This window comes from Salinibacterium sp. SWN167 (genome assembly GCF_015864665.1).
Classification (GTDB): Bacteria; Actinomycetota; Actinomycetes; order Actinomycetales; family Microbacteriaceae; genus Rhodoglobus.
This window is the reverse complement of the sequence record NZ_JADYWU010000002.1, coordinates 135,767-155,186: the sequence shown is the minus strand read 5'-3', so window position 1 is coordinate 155,186 and position 19,420 is coordinate 135,767. Positions and strand designations below refer to the sequence as shown.

At 62.3% G+C, this 19,420-nt stretch carries 22 protein-coding genes; 12 read left to right on the top strand and 10 right to left on the bottom strand.

The annotated features are described in order from the left end of the window. Positions 1-10: 10 nt before the first annotated feature. Positions 11-2,533, bottom strand: coding sequence for an FAD-dependent oxidoreductase (locus I6E60_RS10680; protein WP_197180287.1), 2,523 nt, complete (start codon positions 2,531-2,533; stop codon positions 11-13). Positions 2,534-2,799: 266 nt separating this feature from the next. Between I6E60_RS10680 and I6E60_RS10675 the strand changes: the two genes are divergently transcribed. Further along, on the top strand, positions 2,800-3,510 hold the full coding sequence (locus I6E60_RS10675) for a GNAT family N-acetyltransferase (RefSeq protein ID WP_197126101.1): 711 nt from the start codon (positions 2,800-2,802) through the stop codon (positions 3,508-3,510). A 17-nt stretch (positions 3,511-3,527) separates the two neighbouring features. Here the strand turns inward: I6E60_RS10675 and I6E60_RS10670 are convergent, their stop codons facing one another. After that, on the bottom strand, positions 3,528-4,535 hold the full coding sequence (locus I6E60_RS10670) for a Gfo/Idh/MocA family protein (protein ID WP_197126102.1): 1,008 nt from the start codon (positions 4,533-4,535) through the stop codon (positions 3,528-3,530). 162 nt (positions 4,536-4,697) lie between these two features. Between I6E60_RS10670 and I6E60_RS10665 the strand changes: the two genes are divergently transcribed. Beyond that, entirely contained in the window at positions 4,698-5,561 is an 864-nt protein-coding gene (locus I6E60_RS10665) for a DNA/RNA non-specific endonuclease (protein ID WP_197126103.1), read from the top strand. A 13-nt stretch (positions 5,562-5,574) separates the two neighbouring features. Here the strand turns inward: I6E60_RS10665 and I6E60_RS10660 are convergent, their stop codons facing one another. Continuing rightward, a complete protein-coding gene (locus I6E60_RS10660; RefSeq protein ID WP_197180285.1) occupies positions 5,575-6,603 on the bottom strand; it encodes an epimerase in 1,029 nt (342 codons plus the stop codon). 44 nt (positions 6,604-6,647) lie between these two features. Here I6E60_RS10660 and I6E60_RS10655 point away from each other — a divergent pair, with 44 nt between their 5' ends. Then, positions 6,648-6,812 (top strand): hypothetical protein, encoded by a 165-nt coding sequence (locus I6E60_RS10655; RefSeq protein ID WP_197180283.1) that lies wholly within the window; start codon positions 6,648-6,650, stop codon positions 6,810-6,812. Between the two features lie 45 nt (positions 6,813-6,857). Then, positions 6,858-7,628 carry a gamma-glutamyl-gamma-aminobutyrate hydrolase family protein gene (locus I6E60_RS10650; RefSeq protein WP_197180281.1) on the top strand — a complete coding sequence of 257 codons (771 nt, stop codon included), beginning with the start codon at positions 6,858-6,860 and terminating at the stop codon, positions 7,626-7,628. Positions 7,629-7,638: 10 nt separating this feature from the next. Here I6E60_RS10650 and ald read toward each other — a convergent pair whose 3' ends face one another. Then, positions 7,639-8,727 (bottom strand): alanine dehydrogenase, encoded by a 1,089-nt coding sequence (gene ald, locus I6E60_RS10645; protein ID WP_197180279.1) that lies wholly within the window; start codon positions 8,725-8,727, stop codon positions 7,639-7,641. Between the two features lie 158 nt (positions 8,728-8,885). On the opposite strand from ald, the gene I6E60_RS10640 reads away from it, so the two are divergent. From I6E60_RS10640 to I6E60_RS10615, 6 genes are all read left to right on the top strand, one after another. Next, positions 8,886-9,356: an Lrp/AsnC family transcriptional regulator gene (locus tag I6E60_RS10640; RefSeq protein WP_197180277.1), complete on the top strand. Its 471-nt coding sequence runs from the start codon at positions 8,886-8,888 to the stop codon at positions 9,354-9,356. Positions 9,357-9,434: 78 nt separating this feature from the next. After that, a complete protein-coding gene (locus I6E60_RS10635) occupies positions 9,435-10,118 on the top strand; it encodes a DNA alkylation repair protein (RefSeq protein WP_197180275.1) in 684 nt (227 codons plus the stop codon). A gap of 164 nt (positions 10,119-10,282) precedes the next feature. Then, on the top strand, positions 10,283-10,723 hold the full coding sequence (locus tag I6E60_RS10630) for a hypothetical protein (protein ID WP_197180273.1): 441 nt from the start codon (positions 10,283-10,285) through the stop codon (positions 10,721-10,723). A 117-nt stretch (positions 10,724-10,840) separates the two neighbouring features. After that, a complete protein-coding gene (locus I6E60_RS10625; protein WP_197180271.1) occupies positions 10,841-11,281 on the top strand; it encodes a hypothetical protein in 441 nt (146 codons plus the stop codon). A 41-nt stretch (positions 11,282-11,322) separates the two neighbouring features. Next, positions 11,323-11,736 carry an iron chaperone gene (locus I6E60_RS10620; RefSeq protein WP_197180269.1) on the top strand — a complete coding sequence of 138 codons (414 nt, stop codon included), beginning with the start codon at positions 11,323-11,325 and terminating at the stop codon, positions 11,734-11,736. A gap of 152 nt (positions 11,737-11,888) precedes the next feature. Then, positions 11,889-12,338, top strand: a complete 450-nt coding sequence (locus I6E60_RS10615) for a hypothetical protein (protein ID WP_197180267.1) — start codon at positions 11,889-11,891, stop codon at positions 12,336-12,338. A gap of 10 nt (positions 12,339-12,348) precedes the next feature. Here the strand turns inward: I6E60_RS10615 and I6E60_RS10610 are convergent, their stop codons facing one another. From I6E60_RS10610 to I6E60_RS10590, 5 genes are all read right to left on the bottom strand, one after another. Further along, entirely contained in the window at positions 12,349-12,918 is a 570-nt protein-coding gene (locus I6E60_RS10610) for a TetR/AcrR family transcriptional regulator (protein WP_197180265.1), read from the bottom strand. Next, positions 12,911-13,744: an alpha/beta fold hydrolase gene (locus I6E60_RS10605; protein ID WP_197180263.1), complete on the bottom strand. Its 834-nt coding sequence runs from the start codon at positions 13,742-13,744 to the stop codon at positions 12,911-12,913. Before I6E60_RS10605 ends, I6E60_RS10610 begins: the two co-directional genes overlap by 8 nt. A 69-nt stretch (positions 13,745-13,813) precedes the next feature. Next, entirely contained in the window at positions 13,814-14,704 is an 891-nt protein-coding gene (locus I6E60_RS10600) for a F510_1955 family glycosylhydrolase (RefSeq protein ID WP_307841819.1), read from the bottom strand. Positions 14,705-14,787: 83 nt separating this feature from the next. Then, positions 14,788-15,219, bottom strand: coding sequence for a hypothetical protein (locus I6E60_RS10595; RefSeq protein WP_197180262.1), 432 nt, complete (start codon positions 15,217-15,219; stop codon positions 14,788-14,790). A gap of 94 nt (positions 15,220-15,313) precedes the next feature. Then, complete coding sequence (locus I6E60_RS10590; RefSeq protein ID WP_197180259.1) at positions 15,314-15,742, bottom strand: DUF1801 domain-containing protein; 429 nt, start codon at positions 15,740-15,742, stop codon at positions 15,314-15,316. 134 nt (positions 15,743-15,876) lie between these two features. On the opposite strand from I6E60_RS10590, the gene I6E60_RS10585 reads away from it, so the two are divergent. Together I6E60_RS10585 and I6E60_RS10580 are read left to right on the top strand one after the other, a co-directional pair. Beyond that, a complete protein-coding gene (locus I6E60_RS10585; RefSeq protein ID WP_197126120.1) occupies positions 15,877-16,371 on the top strand; it encodes a MarR family winged helix-turn-helix transcriptional regulator in 495 nt (164 codons plus the stop codon). Positions 16,372-16,407: 36 nt separating this feature from the next. Further along, complete coding sequence (locus tag I6E60_RS10580; protein ID WP_197180257.1) at positions 16,408-18,126, top strand: MDR family MFS transporter; 1,719 nt, start codon at positions 16,408-16,410, stop codon at positions 18,124-18,126. Between the two features lie 129 nt (positions 18,127-18,255). Here the strand turns inward: I6E60_RS10580 and I6E60_RS10575 are convergent, their stop codons facing one another. Further along, positions 18,256-19,305, bottom strand: a complete 1,050-nt coding sequence (locus I6E60_RS10575) for a low specificity L-threonine aldolase (protein WP_197180255.1) — start codon at positions 19,303-19,305, stop codon at positions 18,256-18,258. Between the last annotated feature and the right edge of the window lie 115 nt (positions 19,306-19,420).

The following is a 19,420-nucleotide window of genomic DNA, read 5'->3' as shown; positions in this document are numbered from 1 at the left end:
CAGCACGGTGTTAGATGAACAGCGTCGTCGTGGATTCGGCGGCTTCGCCCAAGAACGTGGCGACCCCACCGAGCTCGACACCCTCAATGAGGTCAGATTCGGCGATGCCGAGAAGGTCCATCGTCATGGTGCAGCCGATGATGCGAGCGCCGCCCTCCATCGCCGATTCCATGAGTTCGGGCAGCGAGTGCACGCCATTCTTCTTCATTGTCTTCTTGATCATCGCCGTGCCTGCACCCATCATGTGCATCTGCGAGAGCGTGAGTTTGTCGGCACCGGCGGGCATCATGCCGGCGAAGAGCTTGTCCATCGCCTTACGCTGACGCTTCGGTGGCTTCTGCTGACGCAGCGCGTTCAGGCCCCAGAAGGTGAAGAACATCGAAACTTCTTCGCCCATCGAGACAGCACCGTTGGCGATGATGAACGCGGCGATCACCTTGTCGAGGTCGCCCGAGAACACCACAAATGACACCTTGGGTTTCGCCGGGGCGGCAACGGCTCCTCCACCGCCGGCGAGCAAGAGCGCCTCGGGACCAGCCTTGCGGATGGTGGCCACATAGCCGGGCCCCTCCGGTTCGATGGCCAACAGTTCGTGACCGTTGCGGCGCACCCACGCGGGCGCATCGCTCGCGAAGCCAGGGTCAGATACATGAACGACGATCTCGTCGCCGAGGTTGAGTCCCTTCATTTCGGTCGCAAGCTTCATGATCGGCCCTGGACACGCGAGCCCCGTGCAGTCCAGATTCACCGAGACACCCGTGCCGTTCGCCACGTGGGCGGCGACACGAGCCGAGTTGAGCGCTTCGGCTGCTTCGGCGTACGAGGTTTCTGGCTCGATCGGTCCGTCGGTGTCGGGCTCGACCTCATGCCACGCTCGGAACGTTTCGGATCCGCCCGACAGCGTGGCGACATCCGTAAATCCCAGCTGCACAAGGATGCGGTAGGCAAGGTAACTGCGGAAACCGACGGAACAGTAGAGACGCAGGCCTACTGACCGATCCCAGTCGCCGGTGTCGGTGCGGAGGGTCGCAAGCGGCACGTTCTCGGCGCCGGGCAGGTGGAAGATGGAGAACTCTTCTGGCGTGCGCACGTCAATAATGCGCGCACCGTCGGTGGCGTGTGGGTAGTCCTGCGCGTACCAGAGATTCAGGTCGCCGAGCAGGACGTTGCTGGCGACGAAGCCGGCCATATTCACCGGGTCCTTGGCCGAACCAAACGGCGGGGCGTAGGCGAGCTCGAGTTCTTCAAGATCCCAGACAGTGAGGCCGGCACGAAGCGCAGTGGCGAAAACATCGAGGCGCTTATCGACGCCATCGAAACCGGTGACCTGAGCGCCGAGCACCTTTCCCGAGTCAGGAGTGAAGAGCAGCTTGATGTGCATCATCGCGGTACCCGGGTAGTAACCAGCGTGGCCGGATGGATGCACGTGCACGGCCCGATACGTGACGCCCGCGGCCAGCAACTGGCGTTCCGTCGCGCCGGTGCCGCCCGCAACCATCTCGAAGATCTTCACAATCGAGGTGCCCTGAGTGGATTTGTACTCGGTGTCACGCCCGCAGATATTTTCGGCAGCAACGCGCGCTTCGCGATTAGCGGGCCCCGCCAGCGGCGCGAGCCAGGAGCCCGGCAGCACCGTGTTCGGGGTTTCGACCGAGTCGCCGGCAGCCCAAATGTGAGGGTCAGAGGTGCGCATGTGGGTGTCAACGGCCAGCCCACCATGCTCGCCCAGGTCGAGACCGGCGTCCTTCGCAAGGCCAACGCTCGGTCGAACTCCGACCGACAGGATGACGACATCCGCCTCAAGAGTGGTCGAGTTGGTGAGCTCCACCGTCACCCCTCCGCCGGTGCGCGGTGCGAAGGCGGCAGCCCCCGTCGAGAGGTGAAGAGTGATTCCGCGGCTACGGAGGTGGTGTTCAACGGGAACCGACATCTCGTGGTCGAGAGGCGGAAGAATCTGGTCGCTCAGTTCCACGACATCCACGAGCGCACCACGGTGCTTCAGGTTTTCGGCCATCTCAAGGCCGATGTAGCCAGCACCGATAACGACACAACGCACGGGACCGCGAGCGCCACTGGCCGCCTTCTCTAGGTCAGCATCGAGTTCGGCTTTGATGGCATCCATGTCGCCAATGCGACGGAGGACATGCACCTCGGGAAGGTCGATACCCGGCAGCGGTGGGCGGATGGCTTCCGCCCCCGTGCACAGGGCGAGGTTGTCGTAACTTTCGACATACTCACGCCCGGTGTCGACCTCACGTACCGAAACGGTTTTGGCCTGGCGGTCAATCGCAGTGACCTCGTGAGCGATACGCACTTCGATGTTGAGAGACTCGCGCAGGCTCTCGGGCGTCTGCAGAAGCAGTCGGTCTCTCTCAGTGATGACTTCACCAATGTGGTACGGCAATCCGCAGTTCGCGAATGACACGTGATGGCCGCGCTCCAGCACGACAATGTCTGCACTTTCGTCAAGCCTGCGCGCGCGGGCTGCAACCGACGCGCCTCCAGCAACTCCTCCAACAACGACCAACTTCATGGGATGCCATGCCTTCTGCGGCGACCTCTGGGCTATGCCTTTCACAGTCCATCAATGCACCGCTATATATCTCACGCTACTCCTGTGCAGTGCTTGGTGTGGGAGTACTTGGGGCTTGTCGCGATGCACCATTGGGGCGTATCTCCTGGCTGGTTTTCCACAGCTCGGCTGCGGCATCCATAGGGCTGTTTGCTAGTCTGCGAACCTGCCACTGTGCCAGCGCTCCGGAGCCCTGTAACACCGCCGCGGCATCCGAGAGGGTTCGAATGTATTCACCGATCGTCTTTGACTACTGGTTGCCAACGTACGAACGCGAGCCCGCCTTCGACGCGCTGTATGTGGTGCGAGTCGCAGAAACGCTCCCGACGAACACCGCCGTCACGCTGCTGGATGTCGCCGCCGGACCCAGCATCGTCAGCCTCGTGACGTCATTCGCCGAGCGTCTCGATTTCACCAATGGGCAACGCATTAGTGCCGAGCAATTGCGCTCCGAACTCGATGCCGCCGGAGTCGCTCTCAACGGTACCGATCAACTTTTCTACCTCCCCCGGCACGCTCAAGACACCCTTCGCGCCGAGGTGCTTCCTGAGACAACGCGCCAACTGACTGAAGCGGATGCTGCCGAGTTCGAGAAGTTCACCGCAGCCATTCCAGAACGAGAACTCGACGAAGCATTCGTGGAACTTGATCACTGGCTCGTCTACGGAACCTTTGCGGATGACCAACTCGTTGCGGCGTCCAGCATGTACCCGTGGCGCGGCTCGCAGCTTGCCGATCTCGGCATCATCACCCTGCCGGAGTACCGAGGTCGCGGGCTCGCCACCCGCACCGTTCGCGCCATCAGTGCGCGTGCGCTCGCCGAGGGCTACGAACCGCAATACCGCTGCCAGCCCGACAACGCTGGCTCTGTCGCTGTTGCCCTCGCCGCCGGCTTCACCCTCTTCGGGCAGTGGGATGTCGTGCCACTGAACGACTGACCTGCAGTGGTCGCGGCTCAGTCGGAGATAGCGGCAAGGATCGTGTCGCAGAGCGCCATCGTGCGCACGTTATCCGCTGCCGACGGGCTGAGTTCTTTGGTGCCCTGCAGCACTCCGACGAAGTGTTTCATCTCACCGATGTAACCACGCAGATACAGATCTTTGAGACTCCCGGAGCCAGGAGAGTTCGATACGTCGAACGTCACGGACCGCTCGGCAAGGGTTTCGCCCGGCCCGGCAGCAGTGCCGGCAACTTCGCCCGTGAGCACCTGGATGCGGCTCAGGTCGGAGACCCGCACGACGCCGTTAGTGCACGTGACGCTGAGCTCTTCGGTTTCGCGCGACCAGGCGCGGGTGGAGACGAAGTTCAACGATCCGATCACTCCGCTTTCGTGGCGCACGAGAACAATGATCGAGAGCGCGTCGCCCGACGCATTCTGCACCGCGGAAACGTCCACAACGTCACCGAAGACATCTCGCACGAGGTCGATGAGGTGAATGACCGCCTGGGTGATGAACTCGACCGGCGTGAAGTCGGGCTTCCACGCGGCAAAACCAAACTCGCAGGCGTAGGACAAGACGGGGCCCTGCTCTGTTCCCTCTCCAATGAGGGTTTTGAGCTGGGTGTAGGCCGGGGCGAATCGCTTCATGAATCCGAGCATCACGGGCACGCCAGCATCCGCGGCGATTTCGGCAATTTCTCGGGCTTCGGCCGAGGTTGACCCGAGCGGCTTCTCGACAAACACGGCGACGCCCGCGCGAACACAGTCGGCAACGACGTCAGCCTGCAGATGAGGTGCAAGCGACACCACAATGCCGTCGAGGTTCGAGGCTTCGATGAGCGCGAGGTGGTTCGGGAAGATCGGGTGGATGCCACGGGCTTCCGCCTCAGCGATGCGGGCAGGGTTGCGCTCCGCAACGCCAACCAGAGGGACGCCCGTCGCGGCAAACGCGGGATAGAGGTTGAGCGAGGAGTGGCGGCCTGCGCCGACAAATCCGATTCGGGGCTGCGCAGCGGTCGGCATAGTTCCTCACATCCTCTGTGCCCGAGCGGCACTGCCCCATTGTCTCCCACTCTCGCGGTGGCGCGGCCGCGTGAGGAGCTATGGTGTGCGGGTTTGCGCTGGCTGGTGCGTGCATCTGGAATTGTCCGGCTCAATGTCAGGAGCGACTGCTTCACTACCTCCATGGATGCCGCATCGCTCAGTTCTGACGGGTACGACGCTGATTTCTTGGGTGTTCCTGTGCCGTGGCCCTCCCCGGCCTCAGGAGCGCCGATTCGTGAGTTGCCGTATGCGCATTTCTCGGTAAATCTGGATCCGCTGCGGGGTCTCGCCAGCGCCACCGGCGTGAACATCGATGGCGATCAACTCGTTGATGTGGGTCGCGGCAATGACTGGCATCTGGATTCGCGCATCCCGGAGCATGAGCAAACCGGCGAAGCGGTGTACGCCCGCAACGATCTCGACCGCGGGCATCTTGTGCGCAGGCGCGACCCGGTCTGGGGCGACGGGGCGACCGCAAGCCAAGCCAACTACGACACCTTTGCGTTCACGAACGCCGCGCCTCAAGCTGCGGGCTTCAACCAATCGAAAGAGTTATGGCTCGGGCTCGAAGACCACGTGTTGGAGTATGCGCGCACGAACCACAACCGCATCAGTGTGTTTACGGCGCCCGTGCTCGGCAACGACGATCCGGTGTACCGGGGTGTGGGCATCCCGCAACTGTTTTGGAAGATCGCCGCGTGGGTAACAACGATCGATGGCGCCGTCGAACTTCGCGCCGCCGGATTCGTTCTTGACCAACGCCCTCAGCTCGCCGATGTCGATCTTGATGAGGCACGCGCCCAAGCACTCGCTAACGGTACTCCCCCGCCGCTCGGACCATTCCGCACCTTCCAAGTGCCCATCGTTGATATTGCCGAACTCACCGGATTGACCATGGACGCGCTCAGCGCGGCGGATGTGCTCGAGCCCATTCTTGCTGCGACTGACGATCGTCACGAAGCGCGGTGGGTCGAGTTGAGCTCGGCCGAAAGCGTGCGACTGTAGTTCGCGCTTGGCCCTAGGCGCGCGAGTCGCTACCCGCGACATCGGCAATCGCGTCCGCGAGGTCGGGATACTCGAACGTGAAGCCCGCCTCGGTGAGCGTGCCGGGGATGACCCAGCGGCTCTTGAGGATGAGTTCGGGTTCGGTTCTGAGAACCCACATAGCCGGCTCGAGCATCCAACGCCAGGCGGGCAAACCGAACGGTGCACCAACCGCTGTGCGCAGGATGCCCATGAGCGTGCGGTTGTCGGAGGGGTTGGGGCTCGCGAGGTTGACCGGCCCGGCAATCGTGTCGGTGTCGCGCACGAATCGGATCGCCCTGACCACATCGTCGAGGTGAATCCAGCTGAACTTTTGGCGCCCGCCCGTCTTATGCCCTTCGGCGCGACCGCTGCCGGTTGGTGTCGGGCCGATGCCGCGATAGCGGTTGTGGCCGAACCACCAACCGTCGATTTGCGGGCCGCCGAGACCGATGCGCGCAAGGCGCAGCAGCAGGTTGGTGGCGGGGCCATCACCCAGCACGATCGCCATGCGGAGGGCAACGCGGCGCGTGTGCGGCAGGTCGCCCTCGAAGAATTCGTTCTCCCAGTTGCGGGCAACATCCACCGAAAATCCTTTGCCGAGTTCGCCGTTGTCGTCGCTATTGGGGCGGTCGGTCGAGTGGCGATAGATCGTGGCTGTTGAGGCGTTCATCCAGATCGCAGGCGGGGCGGATGCCGCGGCAATCGCTTTGCGCAAGGCCCGAGTTGTCTCCACTCGCGAGCGCAGAATCTCGGTGCGGTTCGCGACGGTGTAGCGGCAGTTGACGGATTTGCCGGCAAGGTTCACGACGATCACTGAGCCATCGATGAGCTGGGCAATCGCAGCGGGATCGTCCCACGTGACGGCGGCGCTGCGGCCGATGAACCGCACGTCGTAGCCGTCGTCGCGGAAGGCGTCGGCAATTGCTGGCCCGACAAAACCACTGGCGCCGGCGATCACCGCGATTGGCTGCGCTGGCTGTGGTTCTGTCGCTGGTTGTGTCGCTGTCGGTTCCGCTGCCATGACGCCCCCTCAGACTGAAGTTTTCTCAGGCAAGTCTATCGAGCTTGTCCGCCGCAATCCCGGGACTAGGAGCGCGCGGTCGCCGCTGCACGGCCGACGGTCTTATTGCCGTCAAGGCGCTCGACGGCAATAAGACCGTCAGCACCCCGCCGTACTCAGCCTGCCTCGGTCACGTTGCTCCCCACACGCCCCCAGCTCATTTAGGCTGAACTCAGCGGTCTGAGCGACCGAATACCGGCAAGAGGATTTCGCCCATGACGACCACCCCCGAGTACGTTCCGACCATCCTTCTGTCGAAGGCTTCCGCGGGTGGTGCGCAAGAGAAACCTGAGCTCACTGCGCTGATTCATGGTCTCGAAACTTCCATGAAATCGGCGATCGAAGCGACCGGTGCTCGCGTCATCAGCGTTGGCGGCTTTACTGACGCTGACGTGGATGCTGCGCTCAGCCAGGCAGACGGCGTCGTGCTGCTCGGCGGTGGCGATGTTGACCCCGACGAGTACGGAGCGACGGAACGGCATCCGAAGCTCTACAACATCGACCGCACCACTGACCGCGTCGACATTGAACTCGTGAACCAGGCCACCGAACGTCGCCTGCCCCTGCTCGCGATCTGCCGCGGGATGCACATCGTGAACGTGGCGCGCGGTGGCACGCTCATCCAACATCTCGAGCCGAGCGCGGTTGTGCACAGTGGCGGCGGAGTCGACGCGATGGTCGATCACGACGTGACCCTCGACCCGGCATCACAACTTTCCGAACTGTACGGCGAGGGCACGATGACGATTCGTTCTGGCCATCACCAAGCGGTGGATGTCGTGGGCGCCGGCCTCACCGCCACCGGCCGTGCCGCGGACGGCGTGGTTGAAGCGGCAGAAAGCACCGACCCGACCTCTCCCCTGATTGCCGTGCAGTGGCATCCGGAGGACGGCGCGGCGAGCGAGCGCGACCGCGAACTGCTCTTCGGCTGGCTCACCGCGCAGGCGCGCGAGTTCCACGCGCGTCAGATCGAAATCGCGGTTTAGCGAACCGAAACTAGCGAACCGCCATGGCGGCGCGAACGCCCTCGTTGACGATTTCGCCACCGGCGACGTTCAGTCCGCGAGCAAGAGCCGGCGATGCGGCTGCGGCAGCATCCCAACCGTGGTTCGCGATCGCGACAACAAACGGCAACGTGGCATTGCTGAGCGCGCGGGTCGAGGTGCGCGGAACAGCGCCGGGCATGTTGGCGACGCAGTAGTACAGCGAGTTGTGAACCGTGAAGGTCGGGTCGTCGTAGGTCGTGGCGTGGGTGCCTTCGAAACATCCGCCCTGGTCGACCGCGATGTCGACGAGCACCGAACCGGGCTTCATCGAGGCGACCATTTCATCGGTGACGAGCTTGGGAGCTGCGGCGCCCGGGATCAGCACCGAACCGATCACAAGGTCAGCCTCGAGCAGCTGCTCGGCGATTTCGTAGCGCGTGGAGACGCGCGTCTGCACTTCGCCGTTGAAGCGAACTTCGAGCGCACGGAGACGTGGCAGCGAGATGTCGATGATCGTGACGTCGGCGCCGAGACCGAGTGCGTTAGCGGCAGCGTGCTCTCCAGCGACACCGCCACCGATGATGACGACTTTGGCCTTGGGGGTTCCCGCAACTCCACCGAGCAGCTGGCCACTGCCACCCTCAGCCTTGAGCAAAGCGTGCGCGCCAGCAACGATGGAGAGTCGACCAGCGACCTCGCTCATCGGGGCGAGAAGGGGAAGCGAACGGTCGTCGCCCTGAACAGTCTCGTAAGCAACCGCCGTCGTTCCCGACGTGACGAGCGCTTCGGTCAGCGCGCGGTCTGCCGCGAGGTGCAAGTAGGTGAAGAGAACGAGGTCTTTGCGAAAGTAGCCATATTCCGAAGCGATTGGCTCTTTGACCTTCACCACGAGCTCAGCGGACGCCCATACCTCGGCCGCGTCAGCAACAATCTGTGCGCCTGCTGCCGCGTAGAGCTCATCAGTGAAGCCGCTACCGACACCGGCGCCCGCCTGAATCGTGACGGCGTGCCCGGCCGCGACCAAAGTGTCGACACCCGCCGGGGTTATCGCAACACGATTTTCGTTGTTCTTGATCTCAGCAGGTACAGAAATGTGCATCGACTTACCTTTCGCAGCAGCGCGGAGTGTTTCGCAAATACTGTCAGAAATTCTGCCTTTTGTGAGAAAGTCAGAATATCCATCGGCAATTAGTCCATAATTCGACGGAATCATGCCAAAATTGCTTTGAACAGTGATCTTGACCGAAGGATATTCGAATGCCAGACGAGCTCGACCCGATCGACACCAAGATCCTCACCCTCCTCTCGCGCGATGCCCGCGTGAGCAATGCAACGGTCGCGAGTGCGGTCGGCATCGCCGCATCCACCGCTCACACGCGCATCAAGTCACTGTTCGACCGCGGCCTCATCACCGGATATCACGCCGCCCTCAATCAAGAAAAACTCGGCCGCGGGCTGCAAGCGATCATCGGAGTTTCGCTGCGCCCCGGTGCCCGCCAAGAGAGCATCCAGAAGTTCACTGATGAAATTCGCCGTTTGCCCGAAGTGATCCAGCTGTTCTTCGTGGGCGGCAGCGACGACTTTCTGGTGCACATTGCGGTCGCGAACTCTTCCGGCGTTCGCCTCTTCGTCGTCGACCATCTCTCGGCCCGCCACAGCGTCGCCTCCACGAATACGAGCATGATTTTCGAGTACCACCGCAATTCGGTCGCCACCGACTTTTCCTAGGGCCTGGTTGTGGCCGCCACCGGCCGAGCCACCCTCGCTATGCTCCGCTACATAGAGGGTTCAGGATTGGAGCAGAGCATGGAAAGAGGTGCTGACGCTCGCGCTGCTGCTCTCGTTACTCAATTGCACGAGGAGGGCAACCCGAAGGCCAAAGCCGATCTGGGCCGGCGCTACGGTATCCACACTGACAACGCCGTAGGCCTGTCGATGGCAAGAATGAAAGCGATCGCCGTATCCCTCGCACCTGACCATGAGCTCGCCATCTCACTCTGGGCTACCGGAATTTACGAAGCACGCACGATCGCAACCTACGTTGATGACCCTCGTCTCGTCAGCGTCGAACAAATGGATGCCTGGTGCGCAGATTGTGACAATTGGGCGATCGTCGACAGCGCCTGTTTCACCCTGTTCGATAAAGCTCCGGATGCCTGGTCAAGACTCGAGCCGTGGGCTGTCAGCGATCATGAGTTTACGAAACGCGCTAGCTTCGCGTTGCTGTGGGCGCTTGCCCTGCACGACAAAAATGCCGACGACTCGCTCTTTTCGGAAGCCCTTGAGTTGATAGAGGTGAACGCGAGCGATCCCCGGCCGCTCGTCACCAAGGCGCAAACGATGGCGCTGCGGGCGATCGTTCTCAAGCGACCGAAGCTTCGTTCAGAGGTCGATTCCCTCGTCAGCCGGCTCCTGGAATCTAGCGATGCGCCGACGCGGCGAGTGGTTCGCCCGATCGAGAAAGTCTTGCGATCCAGCCCTGCGGGGTAGTGCTCGCCACACCCCCGCGTACGTACCCACAACGGTTGTTTCGCGGGCATCCGCGGGTGGCGACCAGGAGAAGCCCGTGCACTGAGCGAACCGCGGGCAGGTGTGACTGTCGGCTAAGCTGACGGATCCTTGAGATCGGATGCCTGGGCTGACAGTCTGGATGCATGCGCAAAAGAACCCTCGCCACTCTTGCCGTCGGAACAGCGCTGGCACTCTCCGCCTGCAGCGGAGCGAGCGGGCCCCAACTGGCCATCATGGAAGAAGGCGGCAACGCACAGCTGCCCGAATGGCTCGAGCACGACGGCAGGCTTCCCTTGACTGACCTCACGAAAATTGGCGAGGTCGACGATCTGATTGTTTTTGCTAGCCGCAATGACGATGGCGAATGGTGCATGATCGCCGCGCTGGCACCCACTGCCGAGCACGAAGAATGGGCTGCCGGCACGAGTTGCAGTTCGCCCGCCCTCTTTGCGGAACGCGGCATCACCGTTGGCACGGCCTCACAATTCAGCAGTGGTGGCGCTCAGCTCGTGCCCGACGGCTACACCGGCCCCATCGAAGAAGGGTGGGTGCGCGTCAACGACAACCTCGCGGTGCGGGAGTAGTCTCAGCCCGACGCGTCGCCGCTCCTTATGACGTCGTCGAAATCATGCCGGCCCCACATCACCCAATAAAGCTGACACATCCTTGCGAATGGGGCCGCAGCAGTTCAGACTGGAGCCATGCTGAAGCCCCGCCACTTTCTCCTCGCCGCCGTGGTCACCCTTGCCCTCAGCGCGTGCATCACAGCACCCGAACCAACGGTGTCAGCAGTAGATAGCAACGGGATTGAAATACCGGCGTGGCTCGACCTGGCAGGAACGGGGCACCCCGCCAGAGACCTCACCTGGGTCGGTGAGACCGACCTGCTTGTGGCATTGTCGAGCCGCAACAATGCCGACGAATGGTGCGTGGTGCTTGCGCTCAAACCCGCCGAGGGCGACCCTGGCGTGACCACGGGGTCGAGCTGTGTGTCACCGGCAAAGTTTGCCGACCAGGGTGTCGGTATCCGAATAGGAAACGAGACAGTCAGCGGCAATGCTCGAATTTTCCCCGACGGTTACACGGGCCCCATCGAAGAAGGGTGGGTGCGCGTCAACGACAATCTCGCCGTGCGGGAGTAGTCTCGCGACACAGGATTTTTCCGTGAGAAAGCGAGCCCACCATGGCCAAGGAAAGCTTCAGCGCCGACGAGCGCGCAGCGATGAAAGAACGGGCTCGCGAAGCCAAGCGGGTAGCTTCCGCGGCGGAAGACCTTACCGATGTGCTCAGCAAGATCGCCGAGATGCCCGAGGATGACCGAGGCCTCGCCGAACGCGTGCATGCAACCGTGCTCGCCGCGGCCCCCGGGCTCACACCCAAGACCTGGTACGGGATGCCGGCCTACGCCAAAGACGGAAAAGTCGTCTGCTTCTTCCAAGCTGCCAGCAAGTTCAAGTCGCGGTACGCAACGCTCGGGTTCAGCGATGAAGCCGCGCTCGACGACGGCCCGATGTGGCCGACCGCCTACGCCCTCATCCGCTGGACCGATGACGTCGAAGCTCAGATCACAAAGCTCGTCACGCGGGCGGTTGGCTAGCTTTAGCGTGCGGCGCTCAACGCAGTGTCTGTTTCTGAATTTGGCGTCAGACTGCCCGGCGTTCCTGTCGGAGTCCATCCCGTCGCCGGTGGCCTAGAGCGAGATGCTGAAAAATCCTTGTTATGCACACAAGATATTGCGACACTAACGATATGTCTCCGCTGAAGCACCTCATCGCAGCCACGATGTTGGCCGCAATCGCTATGGCTCTGAGCTCGTGCAGTGGCGCCGAGCACCCGCGCCTTGCGTTACTCGACGGTTCCTCTGGGGATCAACGCGACTCGAGTCCTTCTCCGGATAGCCGCTGGCCGGACGACATGGCTTTCGTGGGCGAGTTCAGAGAGTTGAGCGTGTTCGCCGCCGTTACCGCGGACAATTCGTGGTGCGCCTATGGCGCGGTTCCTGACCTCCCTGACCGAGAAGGTGCATCTTTGGTCAGCTGCATTTCTCCAGAGGAGTTTCTGAATAGTGGTGTCCGGATCGATTTAGAAACTACTGGCCTCACAATTCATGCGCTCGTGCTTCCCGATAACTTTCATGGAGAGATCGATGCGACGTGGTCCCGCGTCAACGACAATCTTGTCGTTGACTATGGGCAGTAGCTTTTCTGAACTAGGCGTGCGCCCACGCGGCGAGCGCTGTCACCACGCTGTCGACGAGTTTCGCGAAGCTGCGTTCGCGGTCGACGGGCAACTCGAATGCGCCACTCGTTTCGAGCGACACAAAGCCGTGCAGCGCAGAGCGCAGAAAACGGGTTGCATCGACGGCGTCATCATCGCGCAGGTCATAGCCGCCGAGCACGGTGAAGATAACGTCGACGAGCGAAGCAGACACGGCAACGTCGTCGGCATCATCCGGCGCTGGCGCCCGCACGGTCAGCGGGTACTGTCCCGGATGCTGCACCGCCCAGTCACGGTAGGCAGCAGAGATCCTACGGATGGCATCCTCCCGCGAGCGCCCCACCGCCGCGTGACTGATCGTTTCAGCTAGGTCGCTCTTGGCGCGAAGCATGATGCCGCGCTGTAGTCCGCGCACGCCGTCGACATGTTTGTAGAGTGACGGGATTCTCACATCAAAACTGGCGGCGACATCGGCTAGGTTCAGACTCTCGGCGCCGTGCGCGTCGAGCAGGTCTGCCGCCCGCTCGATGACGGTCGCGGTGCTGAGCCCAGCCCTAGGCATTGCGCTTTGCCGCGCTCATGAAGTCGATGATTGCGGCCGCTGTCTGCTCGGGTTGCTGTGACTGCGGGTAGTGGCCGGCATCCGCGATCATCGCGGTCGTGCCTCCGAGGGTGTTGCTGATCCAGTCGGCTTCCTCCCGCGGATTGGGAAAATCAGGATCTTTTTCGCCCATGACCACGAGCGTAGGGCAGCTAATCGATGCCAAACTTTCGCTCGCGTGCTCGTGGTCAGCGCGCGTTGTCAGGCTGAAGGAGCGCGCATACCCGGGGCGCTTGATAGCCGCCACCACCGCATTTCGATACTCGCTGAAGTCACTCGGCTTGGCACCGGCGTACAGCTTCGGAAGATACGACTTCCACACACCGGCAGCCCACGGCCGTGCCATCAGGATGCGCAAGAGGAGTTTCGACGCCGGGGTCGCGGATGCCGGCTGCCGCACGAAAGGCCCCACCAGAACGAGACCTGCAACACGGTCGGGGGCCTCCGCCGCAACAATGACCGCAGCGCCCGCGCCCATCGAGTTGCCTACGACTACGGCCGGTTCATCCAGATGGCGAAGCAACGCCGTGATGTCGGATGCTGTCTCGTCATCACCATACGAGCGGAACCCGGCATCGCTCTCCCCGTGCCCGCGAAGGTCGGTCGTGACTACCCGATACCCGGCAGCGGCAAGCCCCGGACTGAGGAAGCGATAGGCGGAACGAAGGTCACCCATGCCGGGAACCAGCAGCAGAAGGGGGCCATTGCCGCGATCGTCGAATGCGATTCGCCCCCCTGTCACCGTGAGGTACTGGGTGGGCGGCTGCGATGATCCGATGTCCGTCATCTGGCTAATTTAGTTAGCCAATAAGCTACTGTCAATAGCACGACTCGGCGAGGCCCCTCCCCGCAGCCGCTACCCGGCGACAAGCACCGTCCAGGACTCACCGCCATCGAACGACTCCACAAGCCCACGCTCATCGATCAATGCGATGCGTTCACCGCTGTCGCCGAGCGCAATGGCATACGCCGTGCCCTCCACCGTGCCGCGATCAGACCAAGGAGCATCCTCAGACGGTCGCACCCACACAGCGCCCTCAACATCCACACCAACGAGTGCACCCGAAACGCTAGGGACCGCCGCGAGCAAGTAGAGAAGCGGAGCGTCTTCGAGCGCGCTAAACGACTGCCCCGCATCATCGCTCACCAGCATGCCGTCAGGAGTCGTCGCGAAGACGCGGTCCGGGGTGTTCGGGTCAGCAACCAACGCATACGCCTGGATGCTCGCGCCCTCGCTCCACGTGACCCCACCGTCTTCACTGGCAAGCAGCGGCGCGCGATCAGAGGAGAGCCCATATACCCGCTTCGGATCATTCTGGTTTACCGTCAGCGTGTGAAAATCGGTTGTGCCTGCGAGCGACAGGCTCGTCCATGACTCTCCGGAATCCGCGCTGGAAAGTAGCCCCAGATTCGGGCCTCTGAATGTAGACGAGTCAGCACTGGGATGCCCTGAAACGAAATACTGATCGCCCGCCGACGCAAACCCCATCGCGTCAAACGGTTCACCGCCCAACGGGCCGCTCAGCGCTCCGGTGGCATCCACCCGATAGATGCCCGAATGGCTCGCCACCAAGAGGTTCTCGCTGGAGTCGATGCCCAAACCATGCACGTGCTCAAAAACGCTCAACGCTGACGGGGCCGAGGCCGCACTCTCGATAGGCGATGATGGCGCGCACGCCGCCAAACCAATAACGGTCACCGCGGCGCCCGCAGTCAAGGCAAGGGTCTTCTTGATTCTGTTGTTCACTGTGTTCCTTCATATTCTTCGTACTTACATCGGGGCACCACGAAGGGTGCCGTGAGATCTCGGCAAAGCCGACATCGAGCCGATCAGGTGCGACTAATAGAGAGAACGTGAAGTGATGGCGCCGTAGGCTGTGCAGTCACTAGCGCATGTTGCGCAGTTCGGGGCGAGAGCGGCGTGAGCACAGCGCACTCTGTCCAGAGTTGAGCAACAGCGATGGTGCCACCCGGCGCGGCAAGAGGCGTGCACTCAACCATGCCGGACTCAGCATCCGACCCGCCGGGGCACGGACACACGTCAACGGCCGGAGCGTTGGAGTCGTGCGGTGCAACGTCTGTGTGCACGACGGCGTGCGCAACCACGCTGGGTTCATTCACGGCGGAAACAACGCTCTGGGTTGCGGTCGCGTTCACGACTGCTGAGTGCATCGCGATGAGCGAGACGACCGCGACTGTAGCGACAAGGAGCACGAGCGCGAAACGGAGTGCCTGGAGCCCGCCAATGGTTTGCTGCATCACTTTCACCGCCCCTGCTCAGTCCTGAGTTCGATGGTAATCGAGAAGAAAGACAAGAAGGCTGTGAGAGCTCGCCAGACGAACCGGTCGAGCGTCTCTAGCGATGCGCATTTTCGCTCTGGTGGTAGGTCAGCGCCATCCGCACACACTCGCGCAGTTCATTAGTGGGAATCTCATCGCCGACGTTGAACACCAGCGCGCGCTTTCCGTCATAGGTGAATGTGTCTCCGAATTGGGCCCGGATGTCGCTGATCATGCTCGTGCTGCAGATGAAGTACATGGCGTAATCGTGCTTCGACTTTGCGCCGGCCGGGGCCATTCGCACCGTGGTTCCGCTGTGTGTTTCGCTCGTCAGATAGGCGGGCTGGCCCCATTTCAGCGTTTCTGTGATTGCGCCAGTGCCGTGCGTTTCGGCGGCGGTGTCCAGAATCAGTTCGCGCAGTTCGAGCAGGGCGTCGCGAGTTGGCTCTTCCCAGTCGTCGAACGCTGCCGCAACTTCGGTCGGGATGCTCGCTGATTCAACCATTCTTTGACGCTACTCCCCTGCCTAGCGGCGCACCATCTCCGCAGAGAAAACAGTCAATTCTGCGCACCAGCGGAATTTAGTTGCTTAAGGTAAGTAATATAGTTACTCTCGCTAAGTACTTAAGGAGATGAGCCATGATTGACGAGACGGATGCCGCAGGCCTGCTCACGGGAATGGTCACGATCAGCCGCACCTTTCGCAAGGCTGGTCAACGAAGTCGCGAGCGCAGCCTCGCGGGCACGAAGTACGGATTTTTGCGGTGCCTGATCGACTCTGATGCTCGCCTCGGTGAGCTCGCCAACCAGCTCATCGTCTCGGCGCCCGTCGCCTCCCGCGCTGTTGAAGCCCTCGAGGCCGAAGAGCTCGTCGAACGCCGCCCCGACCCGAGCGATGCGCGCGCCATCCTCATCTCTATCACCGACCACGGGCGCGCGGCAGTGGCCGAAGGCGACAGCCACATCATCCGCAAGTTTGCTACCGCCCTTGACGACTGGTCTCCCGAAGAAGCCGAGCGCGCCATCCGCCTGCTCAGCGTGCTCAACGAACGACTGGCTGACGTACTTCAGCCCTCCGAAGCTTCGGCCGACGCTGAAACCAGCGCTGCGCCCGACACCACCCCAATCAACTGACGCCCTCACCACTAAAGACGAAAAAGAGAACAACGAATGACAGCAACTGCGCGCACCACAACGCAATCGCCCGACGCCTCCGGCGCACCAGCTACGTATACCCACCGCGAAATCTTGCAAGTGATGACCGGCCTCCTTGCCGCCCTCTTCACCGCCATGATCTCCACCACGATCGTGTCAACCGCGTTGCCGACGATCATCGCCGAGCTTGACGGAACTCAGCGCCAGTACACCTGGGTGATCACCGCCAGCCTGCTGACAATGACCATCACCACCCCGATCTGGGGCAAGCTCTCTGACCTCTACAACAAGAAGATGCTGACCCAGCTCTCCATCGTCTTCTTCCTCGTCGGCTCCATCGCCGCCGGATTCGCTGGCTCCATCGGCGTTCTGATGATCGCCCGCGCGCTCCAAGGAATCGCCATGGGTGGCCTCACCGCCCTCGTGCAATCGATCATGGGATCGATCATCGCCCCGCGTGAGCGTGGACGCTACGCCGGCTACATGGGTGCGGTCATGGCAGTCGCCACCGTCTCCGGGCCGCTGCTCGGTGGCATCATCACCGACTCCCTCGGATGGCGCTGGTGCTTTTTCGTCAGCCTGCCGCTGGCGATCATCGCGCTCATTGTGCTGCAACTGAAGCTTCACCTGCCCACCAACCCGCACGCTAAGACTCAGCTTGACTACCTCGGAGCCGTTCTCGTCTCCATCACGGCAGCACTGCCGATGCTCTGGGTGACTTTCGCCGGAAGCGACTACGACTGGATTTCGTGGCAGTCGGGCGTCTTTCTCGCCGCCTTCCTCATCGTCGGCTTCTTCGCTGTCGTCGTCGAGCTACGCGCTCCCGCCCCCATGATTCCCCTGCGTCTCCTCGGAAATTCGACAACAATCTGGATGATCATCGCCAGCGTCGGCATCGGTGTCGGCATGTTTGGCTCCGGGGTGTTCCTCACCCAGTACTTCCAGCTCGGTACCGGCGCGACCCCGACCCAAGCGGGACTGATGACCATTCCGATGATCATCGCCCAACTGCTGTCCGCCACCATCGGTGGAATCATCGTCAGCCGCATCGGTCGCTGGAAGCCCGTCATGCTCGTCGGCAGCATCCTGATGCTCGCTGGCCTCAGCGGCCTCGGCACCATCACCCACGACACCCCGTATTGGGCTGTCGCGATCTACATGGCCCTCATGGGTGTCGGCATCGGCGCCCTCGTGCAGAACGTGGTGCTCGCCGTGCAGAACACCGTGGACGTCAAGGACGTGGGATCAGCATCCGCTGCAATTGCGTTCTTCCGCTCGCTCGGTGGCGCTGTTGGCGTGACCATCCTGGGTGCTGTGCTCGCGAATCGCGTGACCAGCAACATCAAGGATGACCTTGCCGAGATCGGCGTCGACCCCAGCGCGCTCTCGAATGGTTCCGGCGAAACCAGCCTCGATATCACTGGCCTGCCCGACGTCATCCAGACGGCATTCCACCACGCCTACGCGGATGCGTTCGGTTCCATCTTCATGATCGCCGCGTTCGTCACCGCCACCGCAGTGATCGCCATCGCCGTAGCTCGCGGCTCAGTGCTCCGCACCACAATTGGCATGGCACCTCCCGCTGGCGTTGCCGAGAGTGATGCTGATGCTGAAGCTGAAGCTGAGACGGATGTTGAGACGGATGGTGCTGTCGAGACGACCGGTGAGGTCGCGACAACCGACGACGCACCCGACACCTCACAGGAACACACAGATCGATCCAGCGCGGACTAAACCGCGCTGACCGGCTTCACCAGAATGGCCCGATGAACACTTCGCCCTCGTGGCGAGTGCGAATCGGGCCGTTCTGTTTAACAGCTGTGCGGCCCGTGCCAGCGTTGGGCACTACGCAAGCGTCGTGCGTTACGCGAGCTCGCGAATAGCGGCCACGAACGCATCGATGTCGGCCGGTTGATGCGCGAACGACACCACAATGCGCACGACACCGGGCCCCCAGCGGTTGGTGTAGAAACCGAAGCCGCGATCGTGGAGCGCACCAGAAAGTTCGTCGGAGAAGACAGCGAAGAGGATGTTGCTCCCCGGCTCGCTGGTGACCGTCACGCCCGCAACATCCGCGATTCCCGCTCGCAGGCGCGCCGCCATGGCATTGGCTTGGCGGGCGTTATCGAGCCAGAGGTTGTCGGTGAGGTACGCGTCGAGTTGTGCGGCCTGAAAACGCATCTTGGAGGTGAGCTGGCCGCCGCGCTTGTGGCGGAACGACAGCTCTGTGGCGAGGCTCGGATCGAAGCAGACGATGGCATCCGCAGTGAGGGCACCATTCTTGGTGGCCCCAAACGAGAGCATGTCGACGCCGAGTTTCCACGTCATTTCGGCAGGGCTCACGTCGAGCGCGACAAGAGCATTGGCGAAGCGAGCACCATCCATGTGGATACGCAGGCCAGCCTCGCGGGCGATCGACGTGAGTTCGCGCAGTTCACCAATCGTGTACACACTGCCGGTCTCGGTGACCTGGGTGATACTGAGCACGGATGCCTGCACGCTGTGCACATCGCCGCGACCAGCCTTCACGGCTACCCGCAACTCGTCGGGATCAATCTTGGAGTGCTCGCCGCCGAGCAACACGATCTTGGAGCCGTCGGTGAAGAACTCCGGCGCACCGGCTTCGTCATTCTGGATGTGGCTGTCGGCGTGCGCGAGGATGCTGCCCCAGGGGCGCGTTAGCGATGCGAGCCCGATTCCGTTCGCTGCCGATCCGGTGCCGACCGCAAAAACTTCGAGTTCGCGCTCGAACGCTGCCGCCATCTTGGTGCGCATCTGGGCGGTGAGCGCATCATTGCCATACGGGGCCGCCGGGCCAGCGGATGCCGCAACGACGGCATCCAAAATCTGGGGCGAAGCGCCTGCAGCGTTGTCACTCAAGTAGCCGCGCAGGATGGAGTCGGTCGGGGTCATGGCAGCTTTCGGTAACGAGAAATGTGGGAGGCCAGTCGATGATATCTCCCGGCGGCTGTGCGGGATAGGAACGCGCTCACCCAGAAGGCAGGTCGCAATACTTTTGCGTGTGACG